10 protein-coding genes are annotated in these 13,336 nt (G+C 38.3%); 8 read left to right on the top strand and 2 right to left on the bottom strand.

Going from position 1 to position 13,336, the window contains the following annotated elements:
- The first annotated feature begins 44 nt into the window (after nt 1-44).
- From R7Q09_RS11165 to R7Q09_RS11200, 8 genes are all read left to right on the top strand, one after another.
- Entirely contained in the window at nt 45-2,747 is a 2,703-nt protein-coding gene (locus R7Q09_RS11165; RefSeq protein WP_213874582.1) for an SLBB domain-containing protein, read from the top strand.
- Nucleotides 2,748-2,812: 65 nt separating this feature from the next.
- Complete coding sequence (locus R7Q09_RS11170) at nt 2,813-3,799, top strand: Wzz/FepE/Etk N-terminal domain-containing protein (RefSeq protein WP_213874581.1); 987 nt, start codon at nt 2,813-2,815, stop codon at nt 3,797-3,799.
- Between the two features lie 96 nt (nt 3,800-3,895).
- Entirely contained in the window at nt 3,896-4,936 is a 1,041-nt protein-coding gene (locus R7Q09_RS11175; protein ID WP_182038462.1) for an EpsG family protein, read from the top strand.
- The gene (locus R7Q09_RS11180) at nt 4,937-6,067 is read left to right on the top strand and encodes a glycosyltransferase (protein ID WP_213874580.1); all 1,131 of its coding nucleotides are present in this window, start codon (nt 4,937-4,939) and stop codon (nt 6,065-6,067) included. It begins immediately after the preceding gene.
- Between the two features lies 1 nt (nt 6,068).
- A complete protein-coding gene (locus tag R7Q09_RS11185) occupies nt 6,069-6,899 on the top strand; it encodes a polysaccharide pyruvyl transferase family protein (RefSeq protein WP_182038468.1) in 831 nt (276 codons plus the stop codon).
- A 4-nt stretch (nt 6,900-6,903) separates the two neighbouring features.
- Nucleotides 6,904-8,160: a lipid II flippase MurJ gene (locus tag R7Q09_RS11190; RefSeq protein ID WP_213874579.1), complete on the top strand. Its 1,257-nt coding sequence runs from the start codon at nt 6,904-6,906 to the stop codon at nt 8,158-8,160.
- Between the two features lie 7 nt (nt 8,161-8,167).
- Nucleotides 8,168-9,142, top strand: coding sequence for a glycosyltransferase family 2 protein (locus R7Q09_RS11195; RefSeq protein WP_182038472.1), 975 nt, complete (start codon nt 8,168-8,170; stop codon nt 9,140-9,142).
- 57 nt (nt 9,143-9,199) lie between these two features.
- Nucleotides 9,200-9,931: a glycosyltransferase family 2 protein gene (locus tag R7Q09_RS11200; protein WP_411913106.1), complete on the top strand. Its 732-nt coding sequence runs from the start codon at nt 9,200-9,202 to the stop codon at nt 9,929-9,931.
- Nucleotides 9,932-10,041: 110 nt separating this feature from the next.
- Here the strand turns inward: R7Q09_RS11200 and R7Q09_RS11205 are convergent, their stop codons facing one another.
- Together R7Q09_RS11205 and R7Q09_RS11210 are read right to left on the bottom strand one after the other, a co-directional pair.
- A complete protein-coding gene (locus R7Q09_RS11205; RefSeq protein ID WP_005384832.1) occupies nt 10,042-11,049 on the bottom strand; it encodes a sugar transferase in 1,008 nt (335 codons plus the stop codon).
- Nucleotides 11,050-11,288: 239 nt separating this feature from the next.
- Nucleotides 11,289-12,605, bottom strand: a complete 1,317-nt coding sequence (locus R7Q09_RS11210) for an MBL fold metallo-hydrolase (RefSeq protein ID WP_318070458.1) — start codon at nt 12,603-12,605, stop codon at nt 11,289-11,291.
- Between the last annotated feature and the right edge of the window lie 731 nt (nt 12,606-13,336).

The following is a 13,336-nucleotide window of genomic DNA, read 5'->3' on the forward strand; positions in this document are numbered from 1 at the left end:
ACTTGGGGCTAGGGTCTTTTATTCAATTATTATAGTGACATACCATGTTTAAAGGATATTTCTCTATTGCCGCTTTTATATTGGCAAGTACGTTTGCGTCTTATTCAATGGCACAAACACCCACTCCAGAACAAATGAAAATGTTTCAAAATCTACCCGCCGACCAACAACAAGCTTTGGCGAGTAAATATGGTTTCTCCATTCCTTCTAGTTCATCTTCAAGTAAGTCTCCTTACGAAAACCCACAAGTCATCAAACCTAGAGCAGAATCTAGTGGTGCTGTATCTTCCAATATCGAAGAACAATGGCTCAAAAAAGGTGAGCAAGAAGAGCTCAAACGCTTTGGTTTAGATCTTTTTGCTGGTTCTCCAAGCACGTTTGCTCCGATCAGTGATGTTCCTGTACCTGCAAATTACACTGTGGGGGCTGGTGATGAAATCATTGTGCAGTTGTTTGGTAAGGAGAACGAGACACATCGCTTACGTGTAAATCGCGCAGGCACAATCAACTTCCCTTCACTTGGACCAGTAAACGTTGCTGGCATGCACTTTTCTGATGTTCGAGACTCTCTTACGCAACGTGTAAAAGAACAAATGATTGGTGTGCGCAGTGATATCTCATTGGGTGAATTGCGCACCATGCAAGTGTTTGTCATGGGTGATGCATATAAACCAGGAGCCTACACGGTTAGCGCATTGACGACAATTTCACAAGCTATCTATTACAGCGGCGGCTTTGGTGAAAGTGGGGCTCTGCGAGATATTCAGCTAAAGCGTGATGGGAAAATTATTCGTAAGTTGGATATGTATGACCTTTTACTAAAAGGTGATGCAAGTAATGATGTGCGCTTGCTACCGGATGATGTTGTTTTAATTGGTTCTGTTAACGATACAGTGTCTATAGAGGGCGAGATAAACCGTCCGGCAATTTATGAAGTCAAGGCCGGTGAAACTTACCAACAACTTATTCAGATGGCTGGTGGTTTTACTGCGAATGCTCATGTCGAGCAGTTGGAGATAAAACGCTACGCTTCACATGGCGCTCGAGAGGCTTTGACGCTTGATTTCAATAAAATGCAAGATCGACAGAGTAAAGTTAAAAATGGCGACGCCATTAAGATCTTGAAAAAAAGCGAAGAGCTTACTCGTTACGTGCAGATAGAGGGGGATGTTCGTCATCCTGGCTATGTGGAATGGCGCAATGGCCTTCGTGTTGCCGATCTTTTCAAATCTGTTGACTCAGCTTTTAATTCTACAGCTGATGTTAACTATGCGGTTGTGGTAAGAGAGATTAATCCACAGCGTGATATTGAGGTGTTCCAACTAAGCTTAGCTAACGCGATTCTATCACCAGGTAGCCAAGACAACCTTAAGTTACACTCACGAGACCGTATATTGGTTTTCAACCGCTTTAATAACGAAGACTTGGATACATTAGCAACACAAGAGGCTGTTGCAAAAGCAAAAACATTGGAGCAAGCGCAAGAACAAGCTGAGCTGGAACAACAGAAAGAGCAAGAAGTGATGAGCTCTTCTGTTTCCGTTTCGCATTCAGCAAACGGTACGCTGAACAACCCGAGCACTACAGAGCAGGCGAAACCAGCTAAAATCATTTTCCGTGGTAAAGAGATTACAGAGGAAGACTTTGAAAAGCTGAAGCAAAATACTCGTCGCACTTTACTTGCCCCTGTGTTGTTACAACTTCAGCAACAGTCTCGTTTGGGACTAGCCCCTCAAATTGCTGAAGTCTTTGGTGAAGTGAAGCACCCAGGGCGTTACCCGATTACTCCAAGAATGACGGTATCAACGCTTATTGAAGCAGCTGGTGGTTTGACTTACAACGCATTTACAATTAATGCAGAACTTGCACGAACCGCGATTAATAATGCGGATGAGCGCGCTTATATTGATGTTGAACGTATTGACCTGCGTAAAGCAATTCAAGGCAGTGCTTCAGACGATGCAGTTATCGTGGGACGAGATCGTTTGAACATCTTAGAAAAGCCAAATGTGAAGCTACAAAGCACAGTCACTTTACAGGGTGAAGTTCGCTTCCCTGGCACTTATACCGTGCGCCAAGGTGAAACCTTAAGTGAGTTATTGGACAGAGCTGGAGGTCTGACAGAGTTTGCTCACCCTCAAGGAGCAATATTTACGCGTGAAGCATTGCGTTTACAAGAGCAGAAGCTTTTAAATCAATACGCCGCAGATATGCGTAAAGAAACCGCGAAGAAAACGTTCCGAGCAGATAGCAATATAGGCTCTGTAATTTCAGACCCAGAAAAAACGTTAGCATTTGTTGAAGAAGCAAGTCGCAGCAAAGCACTTGGCCGTATGGTGGTACAGTTAAATCGCATCTTAAAGGGTGAGCGTTCAGCAGATTTTATGCTAGAAGATGGAGACTTCCTCTTTGTCCCAACCTTCCGCAATACTGTATCGATTATGGGTGAAGTTCAGGTTCCAATTACCTACTTGTTAGACAACAAACTTGATGTCGATGACTATCTTAACAAAGCCGGTGGTGCCAAGAAGCAAGCGGACGAAGATCGTATCTTTGTCGTACGAGCTGATGGTTCAGTTTACAAGCCATCCTCTGGTTATTGGTTTGGAAATAACAAAGAAGAACTAAAAGCTGGTGATACTATTGTTGTGCCAATTGATACCGACTATCGTGATGCGTTAAGCACCTGGACCGCTGCTACTCAAATATTGTATCAGACGGGTGTAGCAATCAATGCACTCAAATAATGGCTAATTAGGGAGGGAGGATAACCTCCCTTTTCATTAATTAAACAGAATCTTATTTAACTAGAATGAACTTAAAGCCTGAAGAATACACAAAATTATCTACTAGTTTTTCCTATCAAACTACGGATGAGTCAATTACTTTACTAGAGTTGATTCGTGCTATTTGGCAAGGAAAGCTAATTATAATAATGACTACACTGATACTCGCAGTTGCATCAGTTGTTTTTGCTCTTTATCAACCAAATATTTACCGTGCCAGTGCTCTACTATCACCATCTGATTCTCAATCAAGCTCTGGCTTAGGGCAAATGGCTGGTCAATTTGGTGGTTTGGCTGCGTTGGCTGGGGTTAGTTTAGGAGGGGCTGAAAGTCGTCAGACGGAGCTCGCTGTACAAGTGATGAAGTCAAGAAAGTTTGTATCAGAGTTTATCGAAAAGCATAATCTACTTGTTACCTTAATGGGTACAAGAGGCTGGAACATAGGTAGTGATACGTTAGTGTATGATGAAGATGCTTATGATCTGGAGAGTGAAAAGTGGCTTCGTAAACCTGACGGTCTGAGAGGGGCAAAACCTTCAAAGCAAGAAGCTTATGAAGTCTTCATCAATGATGTATTCTCGATAACTCAAGACAAAGAGAGTGGTTTATATACCGTCTCTATCATGCATTACTCGCCATATATCGCAGAGAAATGGGTAAATTGGATAGTCTCTGATATAAATAAAGTAATGAGAGAGCGAACTATCGCAGAATCTACACAAAATTTGGCCTATTTGAACAATCAACTTAACAAAACTTCAGTTGCTGAGATGCAAAGTACGTTCTATAAATTGATTGAAGAGCAAACTAAAAGCCTAATGCTTGCAGAGGTACAGGAAGAGTTTGTATTTAAAGTTGTTGACCCAGCAGTAGTGCCAGAAGTCAAAGTTAAACCAAGTAGAGCACTCATATGTATCGGTGGAACTTTATTTGGATTTATTATTGGCCTCAGTGTTGTCTTTATACGGTTTGTTCTCATCAGAGATAAAAACAAATTGAATTCCAATATTTAAAATAAAAAGAAGAGGTTAATGCCTCTTCTTTTTATTTGAAAAATAACCCATATGTATTTAATTACTACAATAATTAGTGTGCTATACCTGTACATCATGGATAAGAAGTTTGACAAATTAGCTTTTGTCTTAGTTCTGTTTCCTGTTATGTTTTTCTATTTTCAGATGCCAGCGTTTCAATACAATGTTGGTACTGATTACATGTCTTATGTAGATATGTATAAGTATGGCTATAATATAGAATATTACTTTAACAAGAAGGAACTCATATTTTATTCAATACTTAAGATAGCAACAGGATTAAAGCTGGGAGAGCAGTCAATATTCATCCTTGTTTCAATAGTATATTCAATATTTTGGGCGTATTTTGTATGTTTGTTGAAAAGCTCAAATTATAAGGTTTGGATAATTGTATTTTTGTATTTTTGTATTACAGGTATTTATCAGAACCAGTTAAATGGCTTACGACAATATATGGCTATCGCTATCTTACCCTGTATATTTATCTTGCTATATAGAAGAAAGTTTGTCAGCTCTTTTATTTTGACTATAATAGCATCGTTATGTCATGCTACTTTTGTTTTGTTATACCCTTTCTATATATTTTTATTCATTAAACCTTCTCCTTATCGGATCGGCATCCTATTCTTTATTAGCTTTGTTTTCTCTGCTGTAATTATACCAAAAGTTCTTCCTATTGTTGTTGGAGCTTTGTTTGGCAACTATGCAGGATACTTTGATAGTGCGCTTTCAGCAAGCGCTAATATTACTTCTCTTATCACTAAGTTGTATTATTTTCCTCTTTTTGTACTTTCTATTTTGATGTACAAAAAAGATTTGATAGAAAATAGGTTTGATCATAAGCATGATATGATTATGCGATTTTTTATGATCCTATCAGTCACTTACTGGCTGTTTATCGTTAACATGTATTTTGGTTTTTTTGGGCGAGTAGCACAGTATTTTATGATATTCTATATATTCCCTATTTACTATCTTATCGAAAGGTATATAGATAGAGGTAAAGTCTATTCTGCGATAATTACTATTTTGTACATATCTGCTCCATATGTATTAAAGGTCACAGTTTTGGCAACATCTGAATATGATTATCAGTCAATATTAGGGAATTTTTAAATGAGTGGTAAAAAAGTCTGTATATTAGCTCCCATTCATATTTGGGATGATGTAAGGGTGTTTAAAAAACAAGCTGTATCATTATCTTGTAGCGGATATGATGTAACTCTTATTGCTCGTATGGATCAGGAACTAGATGGCACTATACAGGATGGAGTTAAATTAGTTCGTTCTAAATTATCGGATAAGGGAAAGCTAGGGCGAATCTTTTTTTCTTATCAAGTCCTCCGTCAAGCTTTAGCTTGTAAGGCCGACATATACCATTTGCACAATCCAAATACGATACCAATTGCCATTTCACTGCGTCTGGCTTCAAAAAGAGTGATATATGACACTCATGAAGATTATTCAGAAAGACTTCTATTTAGAGAGTGGATTCCAAAAGTAGTACGTAAACCTGCTTGTTGGCTTGTGTCATTTCTAGAAAAGTTTACAGCAAATATTTCTTTAGCCGCTATTGGTACTCAAGAAGGAGTAGTGAAAAGGTTAGGAAAGAAAGCTCATCTGATAGGGAATCCACCGAGATATAACGAAAAGCTAATAAATAAAGTTAATAAGATAAAGTCTAATCTCGATCTGAGTAATGAAAGTTTACGTTTAGTTTACCTAGGTAGTATTAACAAATCTAGAGGTATTACAGACATAGTAAATTCCTTAGAAGAGATAAATAAAGTTGAACCAACTAAATTATGGTTGATTGGTGAAATGGACACTGCCTATTTAAATTCACTAAAAATACTACCTGGATGGCAATATGTTGATTACTTAGGCAGGCTAGAGCAAGATATCGCATTTGCTTATGTATCTGAATCGGACCTTGGATTAATTTATATTCATGACGTGGGAGATCATGCAAGAACAGATCCTAATAAACTGTATGAATATATGTCGTTTGGTAAACCTTTTGTCGCGAGTGATTTTCCTGCTTGGAGAGATAAACTTCAAAGAACTAATGCAGGTGTTTTCGTTCAGCCACAACAGCCGAATACGTTAGCAAAGAGTATCCTGAAGTTAGTTAGTAAAAGAGACATACTACCGGTAATGGGAATAAATGGGAAAAAGTATGTTGAGAATAACTGCTGGGAAAAAGAGTTTTCTAAGTTAGAACAAATTTATCGAGAAGTACTTTAAAATGAAGTTAATATCTTTATATAAAATTATTAGAGCGAAGCTAGAAGCTATATTTAACTATCACTATGCAATTGTTAAGTATGGGAGAGATAACTGTATATTAGTAAACTACTTTAAAGGTGTTCCAAATTGGGGAGATGATTTGAATGTCTACCTTATAGAAAAGGTCTCTGGAAAAAAAGTAGTAATGTATCCTTACTCGAAAAAAAAGCATGTCTTAGGGATAGGCTCTATTCTTCACAGAGCAAAAGATAATAGTATTGTTTGGGGAAGTGGCTTTATCTCAAAGGAAAGTGAAACAACAAAAAAAATAGATATTAGGCTGCTCAGAGGTCCTCTTACTAGTGAAAAACTTCATTGTGAACAAGTTGAGTTTGGAGATCCAGGTGTTTGTATTCGCAAGTTTTACAATCCCGTAGTAGAAAAAAAATTCAAATATGGTTTGATTCCACATCATGTAGATAAAAATAATAGTACTTTAAAAGAATGGTTAGAAAGAGATGATGTACTCTTCATCGATATTCAACAAGATATCGAGCCTTTTATTGACCAACTGTTGTCATGTGAAAAAATAATTTCTTCATCTCTACATGGGCTTATTGCCTCAGACTCTTATTCAATTCCTAATATACATGTCATTTTTTCAGATAAGCTACTCGGTGGTCAGTTTAAATTCGATGATTATGCTTTGGGGATTTCAGGGAAAAAACGACAACCGATCATTGTCACTGATGGAACAACAATAGAAAATCTAAGCGAAAATTCCTACTATAACGAAGTATCAGACGCAAAGATTGACTCTATCCTTAAACTATTTCCATACAATATTTAAACTTATGAGTTTTTTAAATAAGTTTCTCCATGATAGTTTTTATAGACAAACAATTTTAGTGTTTCTTGTCAAAGTTGTTTCATCAATTGTTGGTTTTAGCACGACGATTATCTTGGTGAAGCAGTTAGGGGGAGAAACATCGAGTGATTATTTCTTTTTAGTATCACTATCTTCGTTTTTAACCGCCATCTCTACCTTTGGTTGTCCCGATGCAATACTGAAGTTTGTCGCTATAAATAAGTCAAAAGGGAAGTTAATAAGAAATGTTGTTTTTAGCGCCTGTGCTTTAACATCAGTATTTTCTTTGATAGTTGTTTTAACGTTATATATGGGAAATATGTGGCATGAGGTTTCCACTAACAGTGATTTTATTACTTCAATATTCATACTGTTACCATTAACGTCATTATCGCTTGTTCTTTCTTCCGCGTTGCAGGGTAGAGGAAGCGTTGTTTTAGCCATGATAACATCGGGCGTTTTACAAAACGTAGTTTTGCTCACAGCCTTGATGCTTTTCGCTAATAGTTATCTAGACTCAGTAATCGCATTTTCAGTTGGGCATGCTATTGCTTGCCTAGTTGCAGCCTATTATTTTCTCAAGCGGTTAAACTCCGATAATGAGATGTTTGATAAGGTAGCTTTTCGCACTACATGTTCTTCGATGTTCGTTACTCAATGTATCGTGCAATATAATAATAATGCAGCTATATTACTCTTAGGCTTTTTATGGGTTGGAAGCGACTTATCAATCATTGCTGTTTCACTGAAACTAACAACGCTATTATCATTTATTATAATATCGGTTAATAAAGTGCTAGCTCCTAAGATTGCATCAACTTACAAAAATGGTGATATGCAAGACTTGCAAAAGCTCATCACAAAATCATCTAGGTTGATGTGGGCTCTTTGCCTTCCGGCGGTTTTTATATTAATGTTGTTTAGTAAAGAAGTTCTAGGGTTAATTGATGATTCCTATAAAGAGCAAAGTGTTATTCTTGTTATCTTGACATTTGGCCAACTGGTGAACGTCATTACGGGTAATATCGGCCTTCTATTGTCGATGACTGGGCACGAAAAGGTACAGAGGAATATTCTATTAATTTCACTGGCTATGTCATTGTGTTTAGGTTTTCTTCTTATTCCTGAGTTTGGGCCTTTAGGCGCGGCAATAATGGCATCTGCTACAGTTGTGTTGGTAAATTTATCCTCCTATATGTATGTACTGTTTAAGTTGAAAATAAATACATTTAAGTTGCTATAGGAATTATATGAAAAAGAAAGTTAGTGTTCTCGTTCCGGTTTATGGAGTCGAAAAGTATCTTAAGGTATTCTTAGATAGCTTGTGTCAACAAACGTTAGGTGCTGCAGAGTTTATTATAGTAAATGATGCATCTCCAGATCGTTCGGATGATATTATTCGAGAGTATGTGTCCAGAGATGAGCGTTTTACATATATAAATAAAAAAGTTAATCAGGGGGAAATGCAGGCCAGACAGGATGCATATAATCTTTCGCAAGGTGAATATGTTATCAATCTTGATTCTGATGATTATATATCACCAACATTTTTAGAGTCACTGTATAACTTAGCCAGTGACAACGATCTTGATATGGTCCTTTCAAATGTAGTGTTAGTTGATGAAATTGGCTCAGAAATAAAAAGCGAATATAAACAGTTTAATGAAAATTTATTATTTGACGAAAATAATATTTGCAATGTACTTTCATTGCCATATTCATCCTGGTCAAGGATGACTAAGAAAGAAGTGCTAGAAGAATACTCCTACAGCTATCTACAGGGAGAAACGACACTCACTAAATTACAATTTGCCAAAGGTATTAAGAGTGGCCTAGCGTGTAATGCCAAAGTGTACTATAGACAACGTGCAGGATCGTTATCTTCTTTTGAAAATTCATCTCGAAAGTATGAAAGCAGTTATGGTAAAGATAGAGTTGATAGCGTACTAGATGAAGACCTTTCAGTTTTTAAGAAAGGTGGCTTTTCCAATGAGCTTAAAATTTTTAGATTTGTTAACATGGCGAAGCTTATATTTTTAAGTAATATAAATAATGGTGGTGTTAATAATTATAAAGAAGAGATTAAGTACTTAAAGAGTGCTTATGAAGTTTCATATAAAGAGCTATTTTACTTATTAAAATACCTTCCATTAAAGACAAAAGTGTTTTCATATGCTTTGTTTCTAAACATAACCCCTCTAATCCTTCGTTTCAAGCGTAAATAAATGAATGGTCAAGTTATTTAGATGATTAAGAATTCCACTGCTAAAGTTTCTGTAGTCATGCCAAGTTATAACTCTCGAGCTACTATAGAAGCAAGTATTTCGAGTGTATTAGCTCAGACGTATAGTGATTGGGAGTTGCTCATAGTCGATGATTGCTCGACAGACGGAACTTGGGATCTAATTACAGGTTATGCAAACAAGTATGAGAACATTAAAGTTTATCAAAATGTTGTCAACCAAGGGGCTGGTGCAAGTCGTAATTTCGCGATAGAAAAAGCAAAAGGCCGCTTTATTGCTTTTTTGGATTCTGACGACCTTTGGACAGAAGACAAACTCGCAGAGCAAATTCCATTCATGCTGGAGAATAACTACCCACTCACATACACTCACTACAGCCGTTTTACTAGTGAAGAAGAGCTGAGTGTTGTAACTGCTCCCGAATATACAACGTATAAAAAACTTATGTACAGTAATGTTATCGGGTGCCTGACCGCCGTTTATGATGCACAGGCACTCGGTAAGCGCTATATGCCGCTTATTCGTAAACGTCAGGATATGGGATTGTGGTTAGATATACTGAAAGATACTCCTAAAGCGTACTGTCTACCTAAGCCATTAGCAAAGTATCGGTTGGATAGTGGTATGACAGCTAACAAATTTAGCGTTTTGTCATATCAATGGAAGTTTTACAGAGACGTAGTAGGCTTGAGCTTGCCAAGAAGCCTATTTACATTTTCTGTCTACGCCGTTAAAGGTACGATGAAACACCGGACTAAGCGCAAATCTTAGTTTCCTTAATCCTCGATAGAGCTTACAGAATATACACACAAAAAGAGCAGCGACCGTAAGGCGCTGCTCTTTTTTATACCTGTGATCCGTTCGATTAACTTCGCCGTGTTTTAGCGACCCATCCCAAATAACACCGTTTTGACTGTAAGGAAAAGAATCTTCACTTCCATCATCCAGTTTTGGTGTTTGATATAGTAGACATCGTATTTATGCTTCCAAATAGCGTCTTCTACCGATGCGCCGTAAGGATATTTTACTTGAGCTAGGCCAGTGACCCCAGGTTTAACGGCGTGACGAAAGCGATAGTAAGGAATGGCTTTTTCCAACTCAGAGATGAACACTTCACGTTCTGGGCGAGGGCCAACCATCGACATCTCTCCCTTTAGTACGTTGATTAACTGAGGGAGCTCATCAATGCGAGTTTTACGAATAAAACAGCCGACTTTCGTTACGCGCGCGTCATTTTTTGTTGCCCATTGGGCTCCGTTCTTTTCTGCATCGTTTCGCATCGAGCGAAACTTAATCACTTCAAACTCTTCATTATACTGGCCGGTACGACGCTGTTTAAAGAATACCGGACCTGGCGATTCAAGCTTAATGAGTAGTGCCGTAATAAGCCCTACTGGAATAGCAACCCATGACAGCATGAAAACAAACAACAGATCGATGAAGCGTTTTTGCCAGCTGTTCTTGCGATTAGAAAGGATAGAAAAAGCTTTTTGGTGTAAGAAGTAGCCGCTGTGCAAAAGCTCAGTTTCAGTATATCCGAGTGAACGGTCAAAATAGCTCACTAATGGCTCAACCCAAGCACCTAGCTCTGTCGCCGCGACAAGAAACGCTTGCTGTTCAGGATCTAGATGCGAGCTTTTGAAGTGGCAAAGCGTTTTGCTCTTGAAGTCTCTAAGAGCATAGTTATTAACCTGAGCGTTAATCTCAGGATGCCTCTTAAGCACTTGAGCAATTTTTGCTTCGTCTTCTTTTGGACAGTAGATATAAAGGCAAGCATTTGATTCACTTGCGGATAACTCGTCCAATGCTGATGTTATGCTGATAGAATTATGCTTAGTTAATTCAGAAGCTTCTCGTTCTTGAAGCGTGTCGCTCATACTGTCTGTCATAGGAATGGAATAAGTTGTTATCGACTAGCCAATTGCTTACAAGTCGGCGATTATAATTTATTTCGTATAGAAATTATATCCCTTAATCCAGAACATGCTCATAACTTTGTTAATTTTCTTGAACCTGAGTCCTTGTCTATGACTTGTTTTTGAATCTTAACGAAATTATATCAATGAATTCGAAAAACTATGTTTGCGATATATTATATTGCCTCGAAATTAAATGATTGTTCATTTCACTATATAACGCAGTTATATCCGAGGGTTATCAGTTGTTGATAAAGCGATCTTTTCGACGCTTGTTCACCATGAATAAGGTGAACTTCTTTCGGAGGAGTAGGAATACCAGAAACAAACTGTATTAAATCGTCCCTATCCGCATGTGCAGAGTAACCTGACATGGTATGTACTTGAGCCTCCACTCTAACGCGCCTTCCTTCAATCAGTATGTTCTCTTCTCCATCCTGAATTCGCCGACCTAACGTCCCTTCTGCTTGATAGCCTGCAAATAGCACATCATTTCTTTTATCTGGCAGCAATGCTTCTAAATAATTGACGACACGTCCACCTTCACACATACCAGAGGCCGCAACCACGATAGCAGCTTCTGTCGTGCTCGCGAGTCGATTGACGAGCTTTAAATGGTCAGTGTGGCTTTCGACGGTAATACATTGATCAAACGCAAGAGGGTGTCGGTGATGCTCGATTCGCTCTTTCGCTTCAGCTCCCCAAAGCTTTTTAAATTGCCGATAGGTAGTAGTTACCTTTTTAGCCAAAGGAGAATCGAGAATAATAGGCAGAGAATCTTGCAAGGCGTGCTCATGAATAAGCTGTTCTATATCAAACAGTAACTCTTGAGTTCTCCCGACGCTAAAAGCAGGTATAACAATTACGCCACCATCCTGAAGTGCATGCTCAATAATAGAAAGCAATCGCCTACTGCGAGACTCAACATCTTCGTGAACTTTATTGCCGTATGTTGACTCGATAAACAAATAGTCAGCTTTTTCAGGCGATACCGGGTCAGGTAGGAGAGGCGTGTTACGAGGTCCCAAATCCCCTGAGAACACAACAACTTCATTGTTTGATAAATGAAACTCAACATATGCAGACCCTAAAATGTGTCCTGCTGGTTGAAAGCGAAGATAGGTATGTTCTTCTATCTCTATCCATTGGGAGTAAGAGCAAGGGCGAATAAGCGTTCGAATAAAATCGAGCAAGCTTTCCCTTTGATGGCGCCTCATGCCTAACTGGAGCTTTAATCCATCTTCTAACATAAGCGGTACGAGCTCAGCGGTGGCTTCCGTACAGTAGATAGGCCCCTTATAACCTGCAGCCAATAGCCAAGGTAGCCGACCAACATGATCGATATGAGAATGGGTTAGAACAACCGCTTTGAGATCAGAGATAGAAAAGTCGATATTCAAACTCTCCTGCTGAGCATTATCTTGACCTTGTAGCAAACCACAGTCGATCAGCACACTTCCATTTTGTAATACGAGCTCGTGACAAGAGCCAGTAACCGTATTTTTCCCACCGTGGTGCAGTACTTTCATAACGAAACGACGTCTTTTCCTTTGTTAACCCACGCTTACGAGTATTTGCTTTCATATATAGCGACACCTCGCGACGTAAAGACGGCTCAGTCAATCGCGCAATGAACAAGGTAAGCAGAAAGTGGTGAATAAGTGAGCGTATTGTAGGCAAGGATAATGAGAGTAAGAAAACAGCAAAACCGAAAGTTTAGAGAGACTTAGATATTCGTCATAAATTTGACTGTGTAGCATTGCAACCTGTTGTGATGCAATTCATATTATTGCAACTATTTTTACTTAGACTTCTGAGATTAACGCGCTAGCTATACAAACATCAGCTATGCCGGAAGGAGTTTAATAATTAGTAAGCCAACAAAAAAAGCGTCACGTTTATGGCGAGTTAAGTGTCAGAAAAAAGACATTTTTTTGCAAGCTTTTTACACGTTCTACTTTTAGTTGCAACGTGTTTACTATACAATTCGTCTCCTGTTTGGAAACGCAACCATTAAACACTACGTATAAAACTTGCTTCTAGGAGCCAGACCTAGGGGCGGTAGCGTGCCCAAATCATCTGTTAGTCTCTTTCCTAACAGAAGAGAGACCAAGCAAGATAATTTTTAATAATAATAAGCACCTAAGTGCATTTCTGGCAAGATTGATTTATAAAAAACGAGAACTATTACAAATTTATGTAATTCCCTTTTGTCAGAGGGACGCTCAAAGCTAACAAAGTGGCGAGCAAATGTTGGTTA

It is taken from the genome of Vibrio sp. 2130-1, assembly GCF_033339515.1.